This is a genomic window from Spongiactinospora sp. TRM90649, assembly GCF_029382225.1.
Classification (GTDB): Bacteria; Actinomycetota; Actinomycetes; order Streptosporangiales; family Streptosporangiaceae; genus Spongiactinospora.
Map to the genome: position 1 here is coordinate 146795 of NZ_JARLTC010000014.1, position 23639 is coordinate 170433.

Sequence of the window (23639 nt, forward strand, 5' to 3'; positions counted from 1 at the left end):
TCCTCTAGCTGGTCGATGACTATCAATGATGGTTGATGGCGGGAACTGTCCCCTTGGCCCGATTCTCCCCACTGAAGGGACAAGCACGCGTACCCGCCGCGACTTCAATGGTCAAACCCCGGAACCGCCGTGCCCACGGCCGGATGCGGCCAAAGAACACGACCGAGTAGTCCGGGCTCTCGGTAATCAGGCTGCCGCATCCGCCCCATGGGACGTAGTCTCGAACCCGTGCATCAAAACCCAGAGCTCCACACTCTGCGTGAGCTGCGCCAGAGCGGCCATATCCATCGCACGGTCAAAGCCGAGATCAGGGAGAACCTGCTCGGCCGGATGCGCTCCGGCGAGGAGCGCTTCCCGGGCATCGTCGGCTTCGACGACTCGGTGCTGCCGCATCTGGAACGCGCCCTGCTGGCCGGGCATGACCTGGTCCTGCTGGGCGAGCGCGGCCAGGGCAAGACCCGCCTGATCCGGACCGTGACCGGCCTGCTCGACGAGTGGACCCCGATCGTGGCCGGTTGTGAGATCAACGACCACCCCTACGCCCCGTCGTGCGTGCGCTGCCGTCGCCTGGCCGGGGAGGCCGGCGACGACCTGCCCATCGCCTGGAAGCACCGGGACGAACGCTACGGCGAGAAGCTCGCCACCCCTGACACCTCCGTCGGCGACCTGATCGGCGACGTCGACCCCATCAAGATCGCCGAGGGGCGCACCCTGGGCGACCCGGAGACCGTCCACTACGGGCTGGTGCCGCGCAGCAACCGCGGCGTGTTCTCCGTCAACGAGCTCCCCGACCTGGCCGAGCGCATCCAGGTCTCGCTGCTCAACGTGCTGGAGGAGCGCGACATCCAGGTCCGGGGCTACAACCTGCGGCTCCCCCTCGACATCCTGCTCATCGCCAGCGCCAACCCCGAGGACTACACCAACCGGGGCCGTATCATCACCCCGCTGAAGGACCGCTTCGGCGCGGAGGTCCGCACCCACTACCCGCTCGACCTCGACACCGAGCTGCGGCTGATCCGCCAGGAGGCCGTGCTCGACTGGGCCGAACTGGGCGCCGACCTGCCCGACCACCTGGTCGAGGTGCTCGCCAGGTTCACCCGGCTGGTCCGCGAGTCCACCGCGGTCGACTCCCGCTCCGGGGTGTCGGCGCGGTTCTCCATCGCCGCCGCCGAGACCGCGTCGGCCTCCGCCGTACGGCGGGCCGCGCTCACCGGCGAGGAGCGCGCGGTCACCCGCGTCTGCGACCTTCCCCCCATCGTCCACACCCTGCGCGGCAAGGTCGAGTTCGAGGTCAGCGAGGAGGGCAGGGAGACCGAGGTCCTCACCCACCTGCTGCGCCGGGCCACCGCCGAGACCTTCCGCGGCACCCTGGGCGGCATGGACCTCGCCCCGCTGCTGGCCAAGTTCGACGACGGCGCCCAGATCGAATCCGGCGAACTGGTCCCCGCCGGGGAGCTGCTGCGCCGGATCGGCCCGGTCGAGGGCCTGGCCAAGCTCATGCAAAGCCTTGGCATGGGCGCGGGCGAGGAATCCCCGGGCCACGCCGCCGCCGCCCTGGAATTCGCGCTGGAAGGGCTCTTCCTGATGCGCCGCCTGTCCAAGGACGCCGCCGAGGGGAGCGCGATCTACCGCACTTGACTTCTCCCCTTCCTGGATTCCTGCTTCACCGCCGACCGCCCGCCGAGGAGGTTTCCCCATTGGGTCTTACCGGCTCCACAGGCGTTTCAGCTCTCCGCCTGCCCGGCGGCGAGCACGTTGCGGGCCGCGTTCACGTCCCGATCATGGACCGCGCCGCACGGGCACGCCCACTCCCGGACCTCCAGCGGCATCCTCTCTCGCAGGGCCCCGCACACCGAGCACAGCCTGGAGGAGGGGAACCAGCGGTCCACCGCCACCAGCGTGCGTCCGTACCAGGCCGCCTTGTACTCCAGCATCGAACGCAACTCCCGCCAGGACGCATCGGCGACGGCGCGGGCCAGGGAGCGGTTGCGGACCATGTTCCGCACGGCCAGGTCTTCCACGGCGATCACTTGGTTCTCGCGAACAAGCCGTGTGGTGACCTTGTGCGGATGATCCCGCCTGCGATCGGCGATCCGGGCGTACACCTTCGCGACCTTGAGCCTGGTCTTGGCCCGGTTGTTCGATCCCTTCTCCTTGCGGGCGAGCGAACGCTGGGCCTTGGCCAGCTTGCGCCGGTCACGGCGTTCGTGGCGGGGGTTGGGGATCTTCTCGCCGGTGGACAGCTCGGCCAGGGCGGTGATCCCCCTGTCCATACCCACCGCCGCGTCCACCGACGGCAAAGGGGCGATCTCCTCCTCCACCGGCAGGGAGACGAACCAGCGTCCGGCCGCGTCCCTGGACACGGTCACCGTGGACGGCTCGGCCCCCTCCGGCAGCGGACGCGACCACACGATGCTCAGCGGCGCGTCCATCTTCGCCAGCCTCAGCGTGCCGTCGCGCCGGCGGAACGCCGAACGGGTGTACTCCGCGCTCGACCGCGACCTCTTGCGGGACTTGAACGCCGGGTACCCGGCCCGTCTGGCGAAGAAGTTCGCGAACGCCGCCTGCAGATGCCGCAACGCCTGCTGCAACGGCACACACGACACCTCGGACAGGAACCCGAACTCGTCGCCGCGTTTCCACGCCGTCAGCATCGCCGAGGACTCCGTGTAGGAGACGCGACGCCCTTCCAGCGTGTGGGCACGGGTCCGTTCTTCCAGGGCCTTGTTGTAGACCAGGCGGACGCAACCGAACGTCCGGGCAAGCTCGGATGCCTGCCCGGGGGTCGGGTGGAAGCGGTACTTGTAGGCCCGCTGCACGATCCGCGCCACGCCCGGCATCGTACCGCGCGACCGGCCACGAGTCGCACGGTTGTTCGATTCGGTGGTGAGTTTGTCCGTCCTGCCCCGCGAGGCGGGAGTCCGATTCCTCCCCTGCCTGACGGCGGAGGTTTCCTCGGAGGCATCAGATGACCCCTGGGACGCTGAGATGACGTATCGCTACGGACAGTTCAACGACGGGCCCGACCCGCTGGCGCCGCCGTACGACGTGCGGGCGGCCCTGGACGAGATGGGCGACGCGATCCTGTCCGGATCGACGCCGCTGCACGCCCTGCGCGACCTGCTCAAGCGCGGGCTGCCCGGCGCCCCCGACCGGCGCGGCCTGGACGACCTGCTCCGCGAGGTCCGCCGCAGACGCCGTGAACTGCGCGAACAGGGCCGCCTGGACGGCACGCTGGAACGGGCCAGGGCGCTGCTGGACAAGGCGATCGGCCAGGAGCGGGCCGAGCTGTTCCCCGACCCCTCCGACGAGGCCAGGCTGCGCGAGACCGAGCTCGAGACGCTCCCCGACGACACCGCCGGCGCCATCCAGGCGCTCGGCGACTACCAGTGGCGTTCGGCGCAGGCCGCCAGGACCTTCGAGGAACTGCGCGACCTGCTGCGCAGGGAGGTGCTCGACAGCCGGTTCCGCGGCCTGCGGGACGCGCTGGCGAACCCCGACCCTCAGGCCATGGAGCGGGTCCGGCGGATGATGTCGGAGCTGAACGACATGCTCGACCGCGACGCGCGCGGCGAGCACGAGCAGGCCGACTTCGAGCGGTTCATGGAGGAGTACGGGGACATGTTCCCCGAGCATCCCCGTGACCTCGCGGAACTCGTCGACATCCTGGCCCGCCGCGCCGCCGCCGCGCAGCGGATGCTGGCCTCGATGACGCCGCAGCAGCGTGCGGAACTGTCCGCGCTGATCGACCAGACCCTGCGGGACGCCGGGCTGGCCGAGCAGATGCGCAGGCTCGGCGAGTCACTTTACGCCCGCCGTCCCGACCTGCCGTGGAGCGCGACGGAACGCATGTCCGGCGAGGACCCGATGGGCATGGGCGACGCCGTCAACGCCCTGGAGGAACTGGCCGACCTGAACCGGCTGGAGACCGCCCTGCGGCAGGACTACCCGGGGGCCCGCCTCGACGACATCGACGAGGCGGCCATCCGGCGGGCGCTCGGCCGTTCGGCCGTGGACGACCTCGCCGCGCTGCGGCGGATCGAGCGGGAGCTGGAGGAGCAGGGCTACCTGCGCCGCCAGCGCGGCAAGATGGAGCTGACCCCCAAGGCCGTGCGCCGGCTCGGCGAGACGGCCCTGCGCCGGGTCTTCTCCTCGCTCGACGCGGGCCGCCGGGGCGACCACGACCAGCGCGACGCCGGAGCCGCGGGCGAGCTGACCGGCTCGTCCCGCCCCTGGCACTTCGGCGACGAGCAGCCGCTCGACGTGGTCCGCACGGTCGTCAACGGCGTACGCCGGGGCGGCGGCTCCCCGGTGCGGCTGTCCGTGGACGACTTCGAGGTCGCCGAGACCGAACGGCGTACGGCGGCGGCCGTCTGCCTGCTGGTCGACCTGTCGTACTCGATGGCGCTGCGCGGCACGTGGGCGGCGGCCAAGCAGACCGCGCTGGCGCTCCAGGCGCTGGTGTCCTCGAAGTTCCCGCAGGACGCCGTGCAGATCGTCGGGTTCTCCAACTACGCCAGGGTGCTTCAGCCGGACGAACTGGCCGGGCTCGACTGGGACATGGTGCAGGGCACCAACCTGCACCACGCGCTGCTGATCGCCGGTCGCCACCTGGACCGCCACCCCGACTTCGAGCCGGTGGTGCTCGTGGTCACCGACGGCGAGCCCACCGCCCACCTGCTGCGCAACGGGCGGTCGGCCTTCGAGTGGCCGCCTTCGGCCGAGACGCTGGAGCTGACCCTCGCCGAGGTGGACAAGATGACCCGCCGCAGGGCCACGCTCAACGTCTTCATGCTGGCGGCGGACGAACGCCTCAAGGAGTTCGTGGACGAGGTCGCCCGGCGCAACGGCGGCCGGGTCTTCTCGGCGAGCGCGGACCGGCTCGGGGAGTACGTGGTCAGCGACTTCCTGCGCAGCAGGCGCAGGGCCCACTGAGCGCCGCTCAGGCGTTGCTCAGGGTCGTGTAGTCGGCGAGCGCCAGGTCGAAGCCGTCACGGTGGTGGCGGTGCGAGCGGTAGCAGGGGCGGAAGGCCGTGCTGTTGCCGGCCCCCGAGCGGGCGTCGGCCAGCGCGGCCGGAACCCGCTCCGGACGGGGCAGCACGCCGCCGCACAGGTAGCGCACGCACGTCTCGTCACCCGGATGCCCGGCCGGGGCCCGCAGCCGCCAGCCGCTCTCCTCGTCCCAGACCAAGAGGGTCTCGTCGGCCAGCCGGATCGTGGCGGAGCGCGGATCACCCCGGCCCGGGTCGTCCTCCCACCAGTCGCCCACCGACTCCCCCAGGGCGGCGACGACCCGCCGGAGATAGAACCCCGGCTGACGCCGCCACTCGTCGGTGAACGGCTCCACGTGCCTGAGCGCCACGATCGGCACCTCCTCGTGCCATGGCGGAACCCCCGCCGCAAAAAGGTGACTCCTGTGTGGCCCGCCCGTCAGGTACCAGAGTCGAACCCGCCAGCGATCCTACTCAGTCCAATGGAGTGCGTGGGTGGTAATCGACCGTTTCTCGAACGTGACGGCTTATCCGCTTGCGGGTCGTCCCACCTGAGCGGACGATGTTTAGACATGGGGGCCCGGCTAGTCGGGCAAGGGGTGGATTCATGATCGTCGTGATAGTTCTGATCACGCTGATGGTCGTCGCATGCGTCTCCTACGAATTCTGTCTTGGCTTCTTCTCCCGTTGCCGTGATGAGGAGATGGGCGACGAGCCCAGGGCTGCCGCCGCGGTCACGCGCCGCGACGCGCCGCCGGCCGCGTAGACGGCCTCCCGGTTCGATCACCGGGAGGCTACTCTTCTGTCCCATGGACAACCTGCTGCTTTGGCTGCACATCGGGTTCGCGATCTTCGCGCTCGGCCCGGTGGTCGCGGTGACCAGCGCCACGCCGAGATACATCCGCGCCAAAGACGTCGCGGTGCTGCGTTACCTGCACCGCAGTACCCGGGTGTTCGGCCTGCTGACCCTCGGCGTCTTCCTGTTCGGGCTGATCCTGGGCGTGCTGCTGGGCGGCGGGCTGCTCGGCAAGCCGTACATGTCGGTGTCCATGACGCTGTTCATCGTGGCGGCGGCCCTGCTGGTCATCATCGACCGCGACCAGAAGGCCGCGATCCGCCTGCTGTCCAACGAGAGCGGCGACGACGACGCCAAGGTGCAGTCCGGCAGGATCGCCGCCCTGGCCGGCGTCGCCGCCCTGCTCTTCCTGGTGATCCTGGTGCTGATGGTGTGGTTCTGACGCCCTAGAACGCGCGGGTCAGGTCGGCCAGCAGGTCGTCGACGGTCTCGATGCCCACCGACAGGCGCACCAGGTCGGCGGGCACCTCCAGCGGCGAGCCCGCGACCGACGCGTGCGTCATCCTGCCCGGGTGCTCGATCAGCGACTCGACCCCGCCGAGCGACTCGCCGAGGGTGAACAGGCGGGTCCGGCCGCAGATCCGCACGGCCTCCTCCGCACCGCCCGCGACCTGGAACGACACCATGCCGCCGAACCGCCGCATCTGCTTGGCGGCGATCTCGTGCCCGGGGTGCCCGGGCAGCCCCGGGTATAGCACCCGGGTCACGCGCGGATGCGCCGACAGCAGTTCCACGACCCGCTCGGCGTTGTCGCAGTGCCGCTCCATCCGGACGGCCAGTGTCTTGATCCCGCGCAGCGTCAGCCACGCGTCGAACGGCCCGGCCACCGCGCCCATCGCGTTCTGGTGGTAGGTCAGCTCCTCGCCCAGCGCCCGGTCGGCCACCACGAGCGCCCCGCCCACCACGTCGGAGTGCCCGCCGATGTACTTCGTCGTGGAGTGGACGACCACGTCGGCGCCCAGCGCCAGCGGCTGCTGCAGGTACGGCGACGCGAACGTGTTGTCCACGACGAGCAGCGCCCCCGCCTCGTGCGCCACCCCCGCCAGCGCCGCGATGTCGGCGATGCCGAGCAGCGGGTTGGTCGGCGTCTCCACCCAAATGATCTTCGTCTGCGGCGTGACCGCCGCCCGCACCGCCTCGACGTCGCCGAGCGGCACCGGATCGAACGCCAACCCCCAGCCCGCCTGCACCTTGGCGAACAACCGGTAGGTGCCGCCGTAGGCGTCGTGCGGGATCAGCACATGGTCGCCCGGACGGCAGAGCGTGCGCAACAGCGTGTCCTCCGCCGCCAGCCCCGAGGCGAACGCCAGCCCGCGAACGCCCCCTTCGAGCGCCGCGATGTTCTCCTCCAGCGCGGCCCGCGTGGGATTGGCCGACCGGCTGTACTCATATCCGGATCGCAGCCCGCCGACGCCGTCCTGCTTGTAAGTAGATGTCGCATATATCGGCGGAACAACCGCCCCCGTGACCGGGTCAGGCTCCTGACCAGCGTGGATGGCCAGAGTCTCGAATCCATTGCCCATGCGGCCCACCGTACCCTCCCGCATAGTGGCACATCGGTCAGCTCCAGTACTTCGGCCGCGTATAGGTCATACCATCGACGCCCGGCACGCTCTCCGGGAACTGCGACTGCCTGATGGCGTCGAGGCCGAGGAACATGCGGCCGTGCGCGGCGCGCCCCAGGACCTCCGACTGTCTGCCTGGCGGGAACACCACGATCACGCCGACCCCCGGGTTCAGCCTGCGCACACTCCTGACCGCCGTGCGGAAGTCGCTGTCGCCGGAGACGAGCAGGATCTTGTCCGCCTGGCCGTCGACCGCGTCTTCGATCATGGAGATGGCCAGCGAGACGTCGGTCTCCTTCTCTTCGTAGGTGCGCCATCTGCCACCGCAGACCCGGCAGCGCACGTGCTTCTCCTGGAAGCGGCCGAGGACCACCTCCACCTGCCCTCCGGCCCGCAGCGCCGCCCAGTAGGTCTTGTGCGCCCGCAGTTCCTCGTCGGCGTTTCGCACCGGCGCGGTGAACAGCTTCACCGCGGCCAGCGTCTGCCTGGGACGCAGCAGGCGGTTGCCGAGGGCCCAGAGGTCGAGCCAGAGATATCGGCGATTGCGTTCGCGCAGCGCGTGCTGCAGGTTGAATCCGTCGATGTAAACGGCGACGCGCTGTGGTTGGGAGAATCGGTTGTGTGACATCGGATCCTGACCTATCCTTAGTGCATTCCCGGTTAGGGGCTATAACCCCCTAGCCCGACGGCCCTCCCCGGAGGGCCGTCTCGTTTTTTCGACCCCATGTTCGAATATGGTCGCGATCGTATCTCACTAAACGTGATTGTGTGACTACTTTCCGAACATCGGGTGGTCAGCCGAACGGCCGATTCACGTGGTGGGTGGCGCCGTTTAGGCTCGAACGCGTGGGGGATGCGAACAGGCTCGTCTTCTGGGCCAGGAGACTCAGCCAGATCGCGTTGATCGGCTGGATGTGCCTGCTCCTCCTCGGTGACCTCGGCATCACCATGGTCTCCCACCAGATCGTGCTGCCGCTGCTGTGCGGGGTCGTCGGGTTCGTCGCCCTGCTGACCCGCAGGCGGTGGCGGGTGCCGTCGATGGCGGCGGTGCTCGGGACTTCTGCGGTCTCCTCGGTCGTGATCGACCTGTCGGAGCTGCCCAGGATGCACTACCTCGGCATGGCGGAGGTGTGGGCGATCGTGGTGCTCACCGTCGGCGTGCTGCGGTGGGTGGAGCCGATCGGCAGGGCGGTGCTGCTGGCGCTCGGCGCGATGGCGGTGCTGGCCGTGGGGGCGGGGTCGCGGTCCGACGACACGTCGGGGCTGGCCGTGGGGCTGCTCAGCCTGATGGCGTGGGCGGTCGCCGCCGGGACGGGGGCCTACCTGCGCTTCCAGCGGGAGCGGCGGGAGCAGGCGGCGCACGCCGTACGGCGGGCCGAGCGGCTCGACCTGGCCAGGGAGCTGCACGACCTGGTGGCCCACCACATCACCGGGATCGTGGTGCAGGCCCAGGCCGCGCGCACGGTCGCCGAGCAGAAGCCCGATGCCGTGGTGCCCGCGCTCGACGCCATCGCCAGCGCCGGGTCCGACGCGCTGACCTCGATGCGCCGCCTGGTCGGCGTGTTACGGGCGCAGGACGAGGCGGGCCGCACGCCGGGCACCGAACTGGCCGACCTGCGGATCCTCGTCGACCGGTTCGCCGGGACCGAGGGGCCGAAGGTTGCGTTCGAGGTGGCGCGCGGGGTGAGCGAGGCCCATCTGCCGCCGGAGACCATGACCACGCTGCACCGGGTGCTCCAGGAATCGCTGACCAACGTGCGGCGGCACGCGCCCGGGGCGGGGTGGGTGGAGGTCGATCTCCGGCTGATTCAGGGGTGGCTCTGGATGCGGATCCGCAACGAGCACCCGCCCCAGGACACCAGGGGCATGCGCCGCGACGGCGGCGGCTTCGGCCTGCTCGGCATGCGCGAGCGCGTCGAGGCCCTCGGCGGCCGGCTGTTCGCCGGCCGCGCCCCCGACGGCGCCTGGGAAGTGGTCGCCCAGCTCCCCGCCGCCGCGGCCTGATCCGGGATCAGTGGCCGGATCAGTGATTGGTGAGGTAGGTGAGGATGTCCTGGCGGGTGAGCAGGCCGATGGGCTTGCCGTCGTCGAGGACGACGGCGGCGTCGGCCTTCTCCAGGGCGGCGACGGCCATGGAGACCGACTCGCCCGCGCCGATCATGGGGAGCGGCGGGGACATGTGCCCCTCCAGCGGGTCGCCGGCGCGGACGCGGCCATGGTAAAGGGCGTCGAGCAGTTCGCGCTCCACGATGGAGCCGATCACCTCGGCCGCCATGACCGGGGGCTCCTCCTTCATCACCGGGAGCTGTGACACGCCGTACTCGCGCATGATCTCGATGGCCGTGCCGACCGACTCGTGCGGGTGGGTGTGCACGAACTGCGGGAGCCGGGTGGTCTTGCGGTTCAGGACGTCGCGGACCGCGCCCTCCTCCTCCGACGTGCTGAGGAAGCCGTAGTCGGCCATCCAGTCGTCGTTGAAGATCTTCGACAGGTATCCCCGGCCGCCGTCGGGCAGCAGCACGACCACCACGCCGTCGGGCCCGGCCGTGGCGGCGACCCGCAGCGCGGCGACCACGGCCATGCCGCAGGAGCCGCCCACGAGCAGGCCCTCCTCGCGGGCCAGCCGCCGCGTCATGCCGAAGGAGTCGCGGTCGGAGACCGCGATGACCTCGTCGCACAGCCCGGTGTCGTAGGTGGCGGGCCAGATGTCCTCGCCCACCCCCTCGACCAGGTACGGCCGGCCCGAGCCGCCGGAGTACACCGATCCCTCAGGGTCGGCCCCGATGACCTTGACCCGGCCACCGGAGACCTCCTTGAGGTAGCGGCCCGCGCCCGTGATGGTGCCGCCGGTGCCGATGCCCGCCACGAAGTGGGTGACGCGCCCTTCGGTCTGCTCCCAGATCTCCGGCCCGGTGGAGTGGTAGTGGCTGTCGGGGTTCTCCGGGTTGGAGTACTGGTCGGGCTTCCAGGCGTTGGGCGTCTCACGGACCAGACGGTCGGAGACGGAGTAGTAGGAGTCGGGGTGGTCCGGTGAGACGGCGGTCGGGCAGACGACCACCTCCGCCCCGTAGGCGCGCAGGACCGCGATCTTGTCCTGGGCGACCTTGTCGGGGACCACGAACAGGCAGCGGTAACCCTTGCGCTGCGCCACGATCGCCAGGCCGACCCCGGTGTTGCCGGAGGTCGGCTCCACGATCGTGCCGCCGGGCGTCAGCGCGCCCGAGCGCTCCGCCGCCTCGATCATCCGCAGCGCGATCCGGTCCTTCACCGAACCGCCGGGGTTGAAGTACTCGACCTTGGCGATTACCTGCGCGGGAACGCCCGCCGTCACCTTGTGCAGCCGAACGAGCGGGGTGTCCCCCACCAGCTCGATCAGCGAGTCATGAACACGCACCGCCCGCGAACCACCTTGTCTGGCGCAGCCTCATCGGCTGGACGAGAGCCGGAACACCGAGGGGTGGACGCGCTCCGGCCGCTTTCCCTGCAAACGCTACCGTCGCCGACGCGGGAAACGGCACGACCGGCGTCTCAGGGCGGGCTCCACACGTCGAGCACGGCCTTCCCGTTGACCTGGCGGGACAGCAGCGCCCCCGCCGCCTCCTGGGCGCGTTCCCAGCCGCCGCGCCAGCCGACCTGCGGGTCGAGCTCCCCGGACCCGAGCAGGCCCATCAGGAACGCGAGGTCGGGGCCGAACGGCGCGGCGACGGCGAAGCTCTCCAGCCGCCAGGAACGGTGTCCCGCCCGCTGGGCGGAGTCCAGCACGGTCGCGCGCCCCGACGCCTGGCCGATCCACTGCACCACGCCGCCGTCCTCCAGCCGGGTGAGCGCCTCGGCCAGCAGCGGCCCGCCGACGTTGTCGATCACCGCGTGCAGCGGCCCCGGGACCTTGCCGACGACGACCTCGGCCGCGCCGAGGGCGTCGAGGCCCGCGCCGCGCCCGGCCGCGCCGACGGAGGCGACGACGTGGGCCCCGGCGCGGGCGGCGAGCTGCACCGCGAACCGGCCGACGCCGCCCGAGGCCCCGGTGACCAGGACCCGCCGCCCGAACAGCGGCCCCAGCGCGCGGACGGCCTGTAGCGCGCTGACCCCCGCGACCGGTACGGCACTGGCCGCCCCCAGGTCCACGTGGCCGGGTACGGCCGCCAGTTCCCCGACGTCCACGGCGCGCAGCTCGGCCCACGCGCCGGTCCACCCGAAGGTGGTGACCCGCGTGCCGACCGGCGGGCCCGAGCCGTCGGCGGCGGCACGCTCCACCACCCCCGAGGCGTCCCAGCCGGAGACGTGGCCGGGCGAGAACCCGCACAGGTCGCGCAGCTCGCCCAGGTTGAAGGAAATCGCGGCGACCCGTACGAGGGCCTGACCGTCGCGTGGCACGGGATCGGGGGCCTCGCCAAGGCGCAGGCCGTAGGGGGCGCCGGGGTCGTGGACGATCGCTCTCACGTTGCTGTCCTTCCGGTCGGGACCTGCACGGGCAGGCGGCGGACGATCTCGGAGACGAGCAGCGGGTGCCCAGAACGTATCCCGAAACTTCCGGCAGTGCAGACCCCGTTCACCGTTCACCCCTTGAGGATGAACTTCCCGCGTCCTCATGGCGGGTCTACTTGCTGCGTTCCGTGGCGGTCCGATACGTGTTGATCGGTACGAAGGGGGCGCACGTGTTCTGGACTCCTGGCGTGGCGCGCGCGGCACGGCGTATCGCGACCGCCGCCGCGTTCGGCGGCGGTGGGCTGACCGCCGTGGGCGCGGTCACCTACGGCCTGCTCGTCGCCGAGGGGCTGCTGGCCCGCAGGCTCGTCGGCCGGCCGCACGGGGAGCAGGGGCCGCTCGCCAACGCGATCTACGGCGAGGGTCTCGGTGAGCCGATCAGCCTCGTCATGCTGGGCGACTCCACCTCGGTCGGGCTCGGCCTGACCGATCCGGCGGAGACGCCGGGCGTGATCCTGGCCAACGGGCTGGCGGATGTGGCCGAGCGCCCGGTCCGGCTCACCGTGGCGGGCATGTCGGGGGCGGAGTCGGTGCACCTGGACGAACAGGTGGACCAGGCGCTCGCGGCGCGGGCCGACGTCGCGGTCATCTTCATCGGGGCCAACGACGTGACGACGCGGACGCGGCCGGCGATGGCCGTCCGCTACCTGCAGCAGGCGGTGCGGCGGCTGGTGGAGGGCGGCGCGCGGGTGATCGTCGGCACCTGCCCGGACCTGGGCACCGTGCGGCCGATCGCGCAGCCGCTGCGCTGGATCACCCGGCGCTGGTGCCGGGAGCTGGCGGCGGCGCAGACGGTCGCGGTGGTCGAGGCGGGCGGGCGGACGGTGGCGTTCGCCGACCTGCTGGGCCCGACATTCGCCACAAACCCTGGCGAAATGTTCGGACCCGATCGATTTCACCCATCTGCCAGAGGTTACCAACAGGCTGCTTACGCGGTGCTACCGTCTGTATGCACCGCGCTGGGGCTCTGGCCCGAGCCCGAACCTCAGCGCGGGGCGAGATCGAAATCGATCTACCTAGCGGCGGCCCTGGCCGCGGAGGAGTCAGGCACCGAGGTCACCCGGACCGACGTCACCGGCCGTACGGCCGGACCACAACGGCGCTGGGTCCGGTTGCTTCGCAGACGGGCGACCGCCCTGCCCGACGACGCCTGACATCGCTCACGCTCCGCTCCAGGGCCGTCACTCCCCGCGCCCCTAGGAGTGAATGCACGTGATCCACGCCCGACGAAAGCGACAGGCCGCCGCGATCGCCGGCGTGCTGGCCCTGGCCGGCTGCTCCGGCAGCGACGCCGCCACGCAGGCCGCCCCGACCTGGCACAACCCGCAGGTGAACTCCGTCAGCCGGGTCTCCACGGCGGGCGGCGTGCTCGCCACCACCTCGCTTCGCCCGGACGGCACCCTGGAGACCCTGACCGCGGAACTGGCCACCGGCCGCAGGCTGTGGACCGCCCCGGCCACCATGGCGGGCCGCCTGCCAGGCATGGGCGTGGCCCCGCCCGCCGCCGTCACCACCGGCAAGGGGCACACCGTGGTCGCCTCGATCGACCCGCCGGAGAAGCCTGTGCCACCGGGCGCGCAGGGCGCCCGCTGGCACGCCAGGCTCGTGGCGCGCGACGCCCGCAGCGGGCGGCCGAGCTGGAGCAGGCCCGTCCACTCCGCCTTCGGGCCGCAGCGCTGCGGCCCCTACCTGTGCCTGGCGGAGAACACCGCGCTGCCGACGGCCCGCACGGTGATGCTCGACCCGGCGACCGGCCGCACGCTGTGGCGCCTGCCCGGCATCGCCGAGGTGGAGTGGTCCGACGCCTCGCGGATGGTGCTGCTCAGGCTCGCCCGCGATCCGGTGCTCGAAGCCTACGACCTGAAGACGAGGAAGGTCGTCTGGCAGCAGCCGGTCGAGCAGGCCCTCGGCGAGGGGGTGGACATGTCGGGCGGCTGGGCGTTCGGCGCCACGCGGCAGGACCTGGTCGGCTATGTCGCGCCGTTCTCCGACACCCGCAGGAAGCGGGTCTCCACGTTCGGGGTGTTCTCGGTCCGGCTGGAGGACGGCGTGATCAACTGGATGCGCCCCAACGTGGTGCGCGTCTACCCGAGCGGCAGCCCCGGGTTCGCGCCGGTCGTGCGGCCGGTCGACTACCAGGGCCGCTACGGCGGGTTCGCCCGCCTCGACCCGGACAACGGCCGGGTGCTCGGCCAGATCGGCGTGGGCGAGGTCCCCGGCACCGGCTGGTGGCTCGCGTTCCCCGCCAGGATGGACCGCATCGGCTTCCTCAAGCACGGCACCGACGGCGCGGTCTACGACCTGGCCTCCGGCCGTCCGGCCCAGACCGCGGGCCAGAACGCCTGGTCGTTCTGCGTCACCGACCCCAAGCCGCTCCCGCTCAAGGGCCAGCCCGCCGGGTTCTACTCGGTGGCCGCGCTGTGCGAGTACGACCTCGGCACCGGCAAGCGCCTCACCGGGCAGACGGCGCCGCCCCCGTGGTTCACCGGCAGCCAGGACGGCTGGCGGCTGTGGCGCGACGAGCGGGGCGGCGTCCACGGCGTCAAGGACGGCGCGGTCGCAGCCCCCGGCATGTACGGCTGACCGCACGTCACGGCACCGCGCCAGTACAAAATTCTGTTTTCCCCACCCCCGGCCATGGCCGCCCTCCGCGCGCGGGGTAATGTCCGCAGCGAAGCGCCGAAATCACACCCAGGAGGGCTCCCCATGCCCGAGGCAGTCATCGTCGCCACCGCGCGCTCGCCGATCGGCCGCGCCGTCAAGGGATCGCTGAAGGACATCCGCCCCGACGACCTGACCGCGCAGATGGTCCGGGCGGCCCTGGCCAAGGTCCCGGAGCTGGACCCCACCCAGATCGACGACCTGCTGCTAGGCTGCGGCCTGCCCGGCGGCGAGCAGGGCTTCAACATGGCCAGGGTGGTGTCCGTCCTGCTGGGCCTCGACGGCGTCCCCGGGGCGACGATCACCCGCTACTGCTCCTCCTCGCTGCAGACCACCCGGATGGCCTTCCACGCCATCAAGGCGGGCGAGGGTGACGTCTTCGTCTCCGCCGGGGTCGAGTGCGTCTCCCGGTTCGCCAAGGGCAGCTCCGACTCGCTGCCCGACACTCAGAACCCGATCTTCGACGAGGCCCGGGCCCGCACCGCCGCGCTCGCCGAGGGCGGCCGGACCTGGTCCGACCCGCGCGCCGACGAGCGCGTCCCGGACATCTACATCGCGATGGGGCAGACCGCCGAGAACGTCGCCCAGCTCAAGGGCGTCACCCGCCAGGACCAGGACGAGTTCGGCGTCCGCTCGCAGAACCTCGCGGAGAAGGCGCTGGCCAACGGGTTCTGGGAGAGCGACATCACCCCGGCCACGCTGCCGGACGGCCAGGTCGTCAGCAAGGACGACGGCCCGCGCCCCGGCACCACCTACGAGAAGGTGTCCGGGCTCAAGCCGGTCTTCCGCCCCGACGGCACGGTCACCGCGGGCAATTGCTGCGCGCTCAACGACGGCGCGGCGGCGGTGATCGTGATGAGCGACACCAAGGCCGCCGAGCTGGGCATCACCCCGCTGGCCAGGATCGTCTCCACCGGCGTCACCGGGCTGTCCCCCGAGATCATGGGCCTGGGGCCGGTCGAGGCCTCCCGTAAGGCCCTGGCCAAGGCCGGGATGTCCATCGGCGACGTCGACCTGGTCGAGATCAACGAGGCGTTCGCGGCCCAGGTGATCCCGTCGTACCGCGACCTCGGCATCGACCTCGACCGGCTCAACGTGAACGGCGGGGCCATCGCGGTGGGCCACCCGTTCGGCATGACCGGCGCCCGGCTCACCTCCACCCTGATCAACAGCCTGCGCTTCCACGACAAGTCGATCGGGCTTGAGACCATGTGCGTGGGCGGCGGCCAGGGCATGGCGATGATCCTGGAGCGGCTCGGCTAAGCGGTTTTCCGGGCCGGGCACGCGATAATCGTTCGCGTGCACGGCCCGCGAAGGCGTTTGGTACTCCAGTTCGGCGCGGTCGGCGTGGCCGGGGCGGTGGGGGCACTGTTCCCCACGCCGCCCGCGCACACGCCCGACACCTCGTTCACGGTGCTGCGCCGCCGGTGGCGCGAGGTGACGGCGGGGGCGGCGTTCGACCCCTCGGCCGAGCCGTACCGCACTCGCCTGGCCGAGCTGGGCGCGGTGGCGGCCCGGCACCGCGACACGATGGCCCCGGCCGCGGGCTCGCTCTGGCCCGACCAGCCGTTCCCCTCGTTCGTGGCCACCCCGGCGCGGCTGCGGGCGATGGCCCGCGCATACGTCCTGCCGGGCACGGGACTGACCGGTGACGCGGGGCTGGCCGGCGCCGTCGCCCGTGGGATCGGGCACTACCGTGAGCTCGTCTATCCGGCCACGGCCCGCGAGGTCGGCAACTGGTGGCACTGGCAGATCGGCGTGCCCAGGGCGCTGCTCGACGCGGCCGTCCTGATCGAGCCGCATCTGCCGGAGCCGGAGAGCGCGGCGCTGCGCGATTCGGTCGACCGTTTCGTCCCGGAACGTCGGCTGGCCCGCTATTCCGGCACCAGCACGGCGGCCAACCGCGTCGATCTGTGCACGGTGACGCTGCTGCGCGCGATGCTGAGGTCCGACCACGCCAGGGCGGCGCTGGCGGCCTCGGCGCTGGCGCCGGTGTTCCCGCTGGTCGGCGAGGGCGACGGGTTCTACCGCGACGGCTCGTTCATCCAGCACACCTCGATCCCCTACCAGGGCGCGTACGGCGCGACGCTGCTGTCCGCGCTGGCCACGCTGTTCGCGGTGCTGCGCGGCTCCCCCTGGGAGGTCACCAGCACGACCGTGTTCGACATGGTGGAGCGCTCGTTCGCCCCGTTCGTGCACGACGGCTTCTGCATGGACCTGGTCAGGGGCCGCAGCGTGGCCAGAGAGCCGTTCGGCGACCACCGGCGCGGGCGTGAGATCGCCGCCTCGATCCTGCTGCTCGGCGACACCGCCCCGGTCGCCTACCGGGCCCGCTGGCACTCGATGGTCAAGGGCTGGGCCGGGCGCTCGGCCCACCCGCCCATGCTCGACGCGGCCGAGCGGCACGACCTGGCCTTCCACGGCCGCCTGGCGGCGATCCTGGCCGACGACTCGATCCCGGCGGCCGAGGAACCGGTGGGCCACCGGCTGTTCCCGATGAGCGCCCGCGCGGTCCACCGCGAGCCGGGCTGGTGCGCCGCGCTGAGCATGGCCTCCGAGTGGATCGGCCACTACGAGTACGGCAACGGCGAGAACCTGCGCGGCTGGCACACCGGCTCCGGAATGCTCTACTGGTGGGCGCGCGGCCACGGAGACCAGTACTCCGACTCCTTCTGGAGCACCGTGGACCCTTACCGGCTGCCCGGCACCACGGTCTCCACACGGCGGCTGCCCGACGGCGCGGGCGGCGCGTGGGGCGACACCCGTCCGGCGGCCCGCTGGGTGGGCGGGGCCACCGACGGCCGCTACGCCACGGCCGGCCAGCACCTGCTCGGGCTGGAGAGCACGCTTGCGGCCTTCAAGTCATGGGTCTTCCTGGACGACGCGATCGTCTGCCTGGGCGCGGGGATCACCGCCGCCGACAGCGTGCCCGTGGAAACCGTCGTCGACAACCGGCGGACCACGGCGGCGCTCACCGTGGACCGCGCGGCCGGGTTCGCCCACCTGGCCGGGCACGGCGGCTACGTGCTGCCCGGCGCGCCCCCGCTGCGCACGCTGCGTGAGGCGCGCACGGCGTCCGGCGTCACCCGGCGGTACGTCACGCTCTGGCTCGACCACGGCACCGACCCCACCGCGGCCGATTACGTCTACCTGCTGCTGCCCGGGGCGAGCCCGGCCGAGACGAGGGCCCGCGCCGCCGACCCGGGCTGGGCGCGCGTGCTGGCCAACTCCGCGGTGTCCCAGGGCGTGCACGTGCCCTCGCTGGGCGTCACCGCGGTGAACTTCTGGCAGCCGGGGACGGCCGGGCCGCTGACCGCCTCCGCCCCGTGCGCGGTGCTGGTCCGGGAGCCGGGCGACGGCACGGCCACCGTCACTGTGTCGGATCCGCGCCGGTCGCTCACCGGCCTGACGGTGACCTGGAACCGGCCGGTGGCCGGGGTGACACAGGCGCATCCGCTGCTCACCCTGGCCACCGCCGGTCCGGCGCTCACGCTCGGCTTCGGCCCGCTGGACGGGCGCGAGGGCGCGTCGCACACCGTGGGCGTGCGGCTCGCCTGAGGGTCACCCGTGGCGGTCGGGCCCGGCCCGGGTCGGCTCGATCCGCACGATCAGCCGCCGGTCGCGCTCCATGGCGGCGCGGTAGTCGTCCCAGTCGGGGTGCTCGCCGGAGATCCGCCGGTAGTACTCCACCAGCGGCTCCATGGCCTCGGGCAGCGAGATCAGCTCTGCGGTGCCCTCGATCTGCACCCATTCGCCGAAGAACCCGTCGGTGAACACGCACACCGCGACGTTCGGGTCGCGGCGCAGGTTGCGGGTCTTGGCGGCGGTCTCTCTGGTGCTGATGACGATGTAGCCGTCGTCGTCGACGCCGACGGTCACCGGCGACATCTGCGGCCGGCCGTCGGCGTGCCGGGTCAACAGGACTGCACGGTGGTTCGTGCGCACGAAGGCGCGGGCCTTGTCGAGATCCATGACCTCATCATGCCCTGTGCCGGGCGGAGATCTCCGGACCTATGGATCTTCGGACACGCGGACGCCCGCGCCGCTACGAGGGGCGCGGGCATCGCGGACGACTACATTCGGTGACGGCGGTGCCGCTCGTGTTCACGCACGATCGCGGCGGCATAGCCGTGGGACAGCCCGTGCTCGTCGGCGAGCCAGTTGGCGCGCTCCTCGCAGCGCAGGAAAGCCGGGCCGTTGTCGATGGCTTGGAACCACTCTGGGAGTTCGCGTCCGGTTATTGTGGCAACCCTGGCGATCAGCTTGTTCTGCATCTCCGGTGAGTGGTTCAGCGACATGGGCACCTCCACGGATGAGCTCCTTTGCTCGACACTGCAACATGCTGGCGTAAATGGCAAGACCGGAAACACATGTCTTCGGCCGACCAACGTAGATCATTCGTGAGCCGGCCATGATCCCCCGGCAATGCGGAAGGCCCCGCCGAAGCGGGGCCCACCTCGCACGTCGCCTGTCGTCACGGCCTCGCGGCCGTGTGCCGAGGAACCTGCGATCAGTCGCTGGAGAAGTAGCTGATGAAGCGGAGCACCTCCAGGTAGATCCACACCAGGCTCAGGGTGAGACCGAAGGCGCACTGCCAGGCGAACTTCTCCGGCGCGCCCATGCGCACCGCCTGCTCGATCGAGTCGAAGTCGAGCAGCAGGAAGAAGCAGCCGAGCAGGATCATCGCGATGCTGAAGATCCAGCCGAGCGGGCTGTCGGTGCGGATGCCGAGGCCGCCGTCCACGAAGAAGCCCAGGATCAGGTTGACCAGCATGAGGCCGAGCGCCGCGATGGCGGCGGCGGCCACGTAGCGGACCAGCTTGGGAGTGACCCTGACGATCTTCAGCGAGTGCACGGCCAGCACCGCGCCGAACGCGAAGGCCGTGCCGAGCACCGCCTGCAGGACGATGCCGTTGAAGGCCGTCTCGTAGGCGTGGCTGAGGGCGCCGACGAACACGCCGTAGAAGAGTGCGTAGCCGAGGATCAGCGCCGGGTTGGTGCTCTGCTTGAACGAGGCGATCAGGCCGAGCACCACGCCGATGAGCGCGCACGCGACGGCGATGCCGAGCGGCACGTTGAGCACCCACGCGACCGCGCCCGAGACCACGAGCGTGCCGAGGGTCATGAACCCGCGGACGACGACGTCGTCGATGGTCATCGGCCGGTGCGCGGGCGGAGCGTACGACGGGGCGTCGTACATGCCCTGGAGCTGGTCAGGCGTGGGTGTCGGCCCGCCCCACGCCTGGGACGCTTGTCGTTTCCGGCTGAAGACCGGGTTCTTGCTCTCCATCGCTTCCTCCACGCTGCGGCCGCTACGCGATCAGGTTAGTAGATCACGCATCTGAGGGCCCTATCGAGCGATATCTGACTTCAGTTGTGGACCTGACGCAAGCCCCCGCGGCCTGCGTCGCCGCGCGCGGCACCCCGGCATGTCATGCCGGGGCGCTCAGATCAACGTGTCAGGACGGCTGTCGGTTCCCGGACCGCGTATGAAGTTTCACCACGTTGCGGGCCACGCGGTGCCCCGTGCCGGGCTCGTCGGCTTACGTCGCATACGTCACTCACGTCACCGAGGGCGACCGGACCACCCCTTCTCGCCCGTTGTCCGATTAGCACAGAGAGCCGTCGGCGGGGAATCGAATTGATGAACTACCGGGATCCCAAACAGCGCGGCCGGGCCGGAAAGGAGACCCGTTTACCTGGGCCGATGTATTTCCGCGACCGGCGGTATACGTTCCGCGACGACCGGGAGTATGGCTTCGCTGTCGGAAAGTCTGCGCGGCACCGTCGCAGAACTACCGCGGTTACCTGCGAAAGCGCACGTCAGCGGTGTTTCTTTGACGGTTCGACAGAGGTGCCCCCGGCGGGACTCGAACCCGCACTACAACCCTTTTAAGGGGTTTGCCTCTGCCATTGGGCTACGGGGGCGCCGCAATCATACGTAATGGACCACTCATAAGAGGAGCACAGTTTCGCATCAGGGGCCACAGGAGATGACGTAACGCCGATTACGGACGAAGTCTAAAGCCACGGCGGGTCAAGTGCCGACCCCTTCGTGCGGTTTAGCGGCAGGTGTACCGGGCGCGGTGTAAGGCGTCGCAGGTCGCGGGCCGCACGGCGAACACCGGCCCCCGGGTACGGCGGAGCCGGTGCGGAATGCAATGTGAGCCGGACTCACCGGCGTGAATGGTCTCGGGCACGCGCGCCCAGTGGTGCGGCCCGTAATGCATGACCGGGGCGACGTCACCCGGTCCGGCCACGGAAGGGCCGGATTTCCAGAACATTGCTCGACCGGCGTCCGGCGAGAGGGAAAGCGCGCGGGAGCGGGTCGAAAACGCAGCAGGCAGCATCGAGGCCGACGCGGGAGCCGACGCGGGGGCCGGCGGCAAGGACCACGCGAAAGCCGACGCGGAGGACCATGCGAAAGCCGACGCGGGGGCCGGTGGCAAGGACCACGCGAAAGCCGACGCGAGGCGCCGCCCGCCGCTTCGCGGGGGCGTCGCAGCGCCGGGCGTCAGCCCGTCCGGCCGCGACCGCACCACCATGGTCTCTCCTCACACGCCGCCCACGCCCCCGGGAACCGCCCCGGCCGGGACGTGGGACACGGCGTGCGGAATAGTACCCCGGTCAGCCCCGGCGATCACCGGCGACCGCGGCACGGAACTGGTCGCGCGGGCGGTGGATCTCACCCAGCGAGATGGTCTCCCGCTTGAAGAACAGGGCGAGGGTCCAGTCCACCACGACGCGGACCTTCCTGTTAAGAGTAGGCACCCTGGACAGGTGGTAGGTCCGGTGCATGAACCACGCGGGCAGGCCGCGCAGCTTGATGCCGTAGACGTTGGCCACGCCCTCGTGCAAGCCCAGGCCCGCCACCGAACCGACGTAGCGGTGGCGGTACTCCACCAGCTCCTCGCCGCGGAGCTTGCGCACGATGTTGTCGGCGAGCACCTTGGCCTGGCGCACCGCGTGCTGGGCGTTCGGCGCGCAGTACTGCCCGGGGTTGGTGACGTCGGGCACGCCCGCGATGTCGCCCGCGGTGAAGGCGTCGGGCTGGCCGGACACGGTGAGCCGGGTGGTGGCCTTGATCCGGCCGCGTTCGTCGATCGGCAGGTCGGTGGCGTTGACCACCGGGCTGGCCTTGACGCCGGCCGTCCAGACCAGGGTCTCGGCCTCGAAGGAGTCGCCGTCCGACAGGACCACGTGCCCGTTCACGCAGGACTCCAGGCGCGTGTTGAGCCGCACGTCGATGCCCCGGGCGCGCAGCTCGCCGAGGGTCCAGCGGCCCATCTCGGGGCCGACCTCGGGCAGCACCCGGTCGGTCGCCTCGACGAGCACCCAGCGCAGGTCCTTGGGGTCGATGTTGCGGTAGTAGCGCGTCGAGTAGCGGGACATGTCCTCCAGCTCGGCCAGCGCCTCGACGCCGGCGAAGCCCGCACCGACCACCACGAAGGTGAGCGCCTTGCGGCGCAGCTCCTCGTCGGTGCTGGACTCGGCCACGTCGAGCTGGTGCAGGACCCGGTTGCGCAGGCCGATGGCCTCACCGATGGACTTGAAGCCGATGCCGATGTCGGTCAGGCCGGGGATCGGCAGCGTGCGCGAGATCGAACCGGCCGCCATCACCACGATGTCGTAGCGGATCTCGCGGGCGGACCCCTCGTTCGGCTCGAACGTGGCGGTGTGACCCGCGTGGTTCAGCTTGGTGATCCGCCCGTTCAGGATGCGGATCTTGGGCAGGATCCGGCGCAGCGGCGCCACCACGTGGCGCGGGGACAGGTTGCCCGCCGCCGCCTCCGGGAGGAACGGCTGGTAGGTCATGTAGGACTGCGGATCGACCAGCGTTACCCGCACGGTGCCGTCGCGCAGGGCGCCGCGCAGCCTGCGCTGAAGACGCAGGGCGGTGTAGAGGCCGACGTAGCCACCACCGACGATCAGGATGTGCTTGGGGTCGCGGTTCACCTTGGGTGCCCACCTCTCGCACTGCTTGTGAATACATTCACAAGCTTACGCTTCCCATATCCTTCGAGGCCAATCGGGGGGCTGCGACGTTCGTCACTCCCGCACGGACACCCTGGCCAGGGCCGCCGCGCGGGCGAACACGTCGTCGAGCATCCGCTCGGTGACCCTGCCGGTGAAGGTGTTCTGCTGGCTGGGGTGATAGCAACCGATCAGGTGGACGGGCGCGCCGTCGTAGGCGATCTCGGCCTCCGCGCCATGGCCGAACTTCGGCCGGACGGCCGGCAGCCCGTACCCCGCCTCCCGCAGAGCGGGCCACACGGCCTGCCAGGCGAACCCGCCGAGCGCCACGATCGCCCGCACCCCGGGCCCGGCCAGCTCCAGCTCGCGGTCCAGCCACGGACGGCAGGTGTCGCGCTCCTCCGGAGTGGGCTTGTTGGCGGGCGGCGCGCAGCGCACCACGGCCATCATCCGGGTGGCGTTGAGCCGCTGGCCGTCATCGACGCGCACGCTGGTGGGCTGGACGGCCAGCCCGGTGCGGTAGAGCGAGGCGAACAGCCAGTCGCCGCTGCGGTCGCCGGTGAAGATCCGCCCGGTGCGGTTCCCGCCGTGCGCGGCGGGGGCCAGGCCCACGATGAGCACCCGAGGCTCGTCCGCGCCCCAGCCCGGCACCGGGCGGCCCCAGTAGACCTCGTCGGCGAAGGCCCGCCGCCTGACCCGCGCGACCTCCTCGCGCCAGGCCACCAGCCTGGGGCAGGCCCGGCACACCGACTCGCGCGCGGCCAGTTCGCCGGTCGTTCCGGCGTCGCCGGCCAGTTCGGCGACCTCGGCGCGGTCGTGGGCGACGGGGGTGTCGGCGGTGGCCGGGTCTCCGGGCCGGCCGCTGCCCGGCGGTACGAAGCTCATGCCAACGATCGTGCCATCACGACGAAGGGACGCGATTCCCAAACGGGGCGTCACGTCCCTCACGGTTCCCAGAAGAGGGTTCCGTGTGTCGCCTCAGAGCGTGTCGTTCAAGCCGGGCCGACGGCGTTGGCTCTGCTTGGGGCAGGTGTAGGTGAAGGTGTCCGCCGCCGGGTCGCCGTTAGGCGAGGTGACGACCAGCTATAGGCCAGAGAACCACTCAAC

General features: G+C 71.2%; 19 protein-coding genes, 1 tRNA gene and 1 pseudogene. 9 read left to right on the top strand and 12 right to left on the bottom strand.

Annotated features, from left to right (window positions below; all coding sequences use genetic code 11):
* Positions 1 to 207: 207 nt before the first annotated feature.
* Positions 208 to 1638: a sigma 54-interacting transcriptional regulator gene (locus P3X83_RS19395; RefSeq protein WP_277306536.1), complete on the top strand. Its 1431-nt coding sequence runs from the start codon at positions 208 to 210 to the stop codon at positions 1636 to 1638.
* Here the strand turns inward: P3X83_RS19395 and P3X83_RS19400 are convergent.
* Positions 1626 to 2831 (bottom strand): annotated as a pseudogene (locus tag P3X83_RS19400) (RNA-guided endonuclease TnpB family protein). The gene P3X83_RS19395 and the pseudogene P3X83_RS19400 overlap by 13 nt on opposite strands.
* Positions 2832 to 2988: 157 nt before the next feature.
* Between P3X83_RS19400 and P3X83_RS19405 the strand changes: the two are divergent.
* Positions 2989 to 4935 carry a hypothetical protein gene (locus P3X83_RS19405; protein ID WP_277306537.1) on the top strand — a complete coding sequence of 649 codons (1947 nt, stop codon included), beginning with the start codon at positions 2989 to 2991 and terminating at the stop codon, positions 4933 to 4935.
* A 7-nt stretch (positions 4936 to 4942) separates the two neighbouring features.
* Here the strand turns inward: P3X83_RS19405 and P3X83_RS19410 are convergent, their stop codons facing one another.
* Positions 4943 to 5362 carry a DUF6292 family protein gene (locus P3X83_RS19410; protein WP_277306538.1) on the bottom strand — a complete coding sequence of 140 codons (420 nt, stop codon included), beginning with the start codon at positions 5360 to 5362 and terminating at the stop codon, positions 4943 to 4945.
* Positions 5363 to 5598: 236 nt separating this feature from the next.
* On the opposite strand from P3X83_RS19410, the gene P3X83_RS19415 reads away from it, so the two are divergent.
* On the top strand, positions 5599 to 5757 hold the full coding sequence (locus P3X83_RS19415) for a hypothetical protein (RefSeq protein ID WP_277306539.1): 159 nt from the start codon (positions 5599 to 5601) through the stop codon (positions 5755 to 5757).
* 43 nt (positions 5758 to 5800) lie between these two features.
* Positions 5801 to 6229 carry a DUF2269 family protein gene (locus P3X83_RS19420; protein ID WP_277306540.1) on the top strand — a complete coding sequence of 143 codons (429 nt, stop codon included), beginning with the start codon at positions 5801 to 5803 and terminating at the stop codon, positions 6227 to 6229.
* 4 nt (positions 6230 to 6233) lie between these two features.
* Here the strand turns inward: P3X83_RS19420 and P3X83_RS19425 are convergent, their stop codons facing one another.
* The gene (locus P3X83_RS19425; protein ID WP_277306541.1) at positions 6234 to 7370 is read right to left on the bottom strand and encodes a cystathionine gamma-synthase; all 1137 of its coding nucleotides are present in this window, start codon (positions 7368 to 7370) and stop codon (positions 6234 to 6236) included.
* 37 nt (positions 7371 to 7407) lie between these two features.
* Positions 7408 to 8040, bottom strand: coding sequence for an NYN domain-containing protein (locus P3X83_RS19430; RefSeq protein ID WP_277306542.1), 633 nt, complete (start codon positions 8038 to 8040; stop codon positions 7408 to 7410).
* A gap of 218 nt (positions 8041 to 8258) precedes the next feature.
* Between P3X83_RS19430 and P3X83_RS19435 the strand changes: the two genes are divergently transcribed.
* Complete coding sequence (locus P3X83_RS19435; RefSeq protein WP_277306543.1) at positions 8259 to 9416, top strand: histidine kinase; 1158 nt, start codon at positions 8259 to 8261, stop codon at positions 9414 to 9416.
* A 19-nt stretch (positions 9417 to 9435) separates the two neighbouring features.
* Here P3X83_RS19435 and P3X83_RS19440 read toward each other — a convergent pair whose 3' ends face one another.
* On the bottom strand, positions 9436 to 10806 hold the full coding sequence (locus tag P3X83_RS19440) for a cystathionine beta-synthase (protein WP_277306544.1): 1371 nt from the start codon (positions 10804 to 10806) through the stop codon (positions 9436 to 9438).
* Positions 10807 to 10940: 134 nt separating this feature from the next.
* The gene (locus P3X83_RS19445; RefSeq protein WP_277306545.1) at positions 10941 to 11852 is read right to left on the bottom strand and encodes a zinc-binding dehydrogenase; all 912 of its coding nucleotides are present in this window, start codon (positions 11850 to 11852) and stop codon (positions 10941 to 10943) included.
* A gap of 215 nt (positions 11853 to 12067) precedes the next feature.
* On the opposite strand from P3X83_RS19445, the gene P3X83_RS19450 reads away from it, so the two are divergent.
* The 4 genes from P3X83_RS19450 (at position 12068) to P3X83_RS19465 (ending at position 18116) form a co-directional block, all read left to right on the top strand.
* The gene (locus tag P3X83_RS19450; RefSeq protein ID WP_277306546.1) at positions 12068 to 13051 is read left to right on the top strand and encodes an SGNH/GDSL hydrolase family protein; all 984 of its coding nucleotides are present in this window, start codon (positions 12068 to 12070) and stop codon (positions 13049 to 13051) included.
* A gap of 58 nt (positions 13052 to 13109) precedes the next feature.
* The gene (locus P3X83_RS19455; protein WP_277306547.1) at positions 13110 to 14480 is read left to right on the top strand and encodes a hypothetical protein; all 1371 of its coding nucleotides are present in this window, start codon (positions 13110 to 13112) and stop codon (positions 14478 to 14480) included.
* Between the two features lie 123 nt (positions 14481 to 14603).
* Entirely contained in the window at positions 14604 to 15821 is a 1218-nt protein-coding gene (locus P3X83_RS19460) for an acetyl-CoA C-acetyltransferase (protein ID WP_277306548.1), read from the top strand.
* Positions 15822 to 15857: 36 nt separating this feature from the next.
* Entirely contained in the window at positions 15858 to 18116 is a 2259-nt protein-coding gene (locus P3X83_RS19465) for a polysaccharide lyase 8 family protein (RefSeq protein WP_277306549.1), read from the top strand.
* Between the two features lie 3 nt (positions 18117 to 18119).
* Here P3X83_RS19465 and P3X83_RS19470 read toward each other — a convergent pair whose 3' ends face one another.
* The 6 genes from P3X83_RS19470 to P3X83_RS19495 form a co-directional block, all read right to left on the bottom strand.
* Entirely contained in the window at positions 18120 to 18530 is a 411-nt protein-coding gene (locus P3X83_RS19470; protein WP_277306550.1) for a PPOX class F420-dependent oxidoreductase, read from the bottom strand.
* Between the two features lie 101 nt (positions 18531 to 18631).
* Positions 18632 to 18856, bottom strand: a complete 225-nt coding sequence (locus tag P3X83_RS19475) for a DUF4287 domain-containing protein (RefSeq protein ID WP_111168973.1) — start codon at positions 18854 to 18856, stop codon at positions 18632 to 18634.
* 212 nt (positions 18857 to 19068) lie between these two features.
* On the bottom strand, positions 19069 to 19848 hold the full coding sequence (locus P3X83_RS19480; protein WP_277306552.1) for a Bax inhibitor-1/YccA family protein: 780 nt from the start codon (positions 19846 to 19848) through the stop codon (positions 19069 to 19071).
* A gap of 565 nt (positions 19849 to 20413) precedes the next feature.
* Positions 20414 to 20486 (bottom strand) — tRNA-Leu (locus P3X83_RS19485).
* Between the two features lie 699 nt (positions 20487 to 21185).
* Positions 21186 to 22514, bottom strand: a complete 1329-nt coding sequence (locus P3X83_RS19490; protein WP_277306553.1) for an NAD(P)/FAD-dependent oxidoreductase — start codon at positions 22512 to 22514, stop codon at positions 21186 to 21188.
* Between the two features lie 93 nt (positions 22515 to 22607).
* Entirely contained in the window at positions 22608 to 23417 is an 810-nt protein-coding gene (locus P3X83_RS19495; RefSeq protein ID WP_277306554.1) for a uracil-DNA glycosylase, read from the bottom strand.
* Positions 23418 to 23639 lie beyond the last annotated feature (222 nt).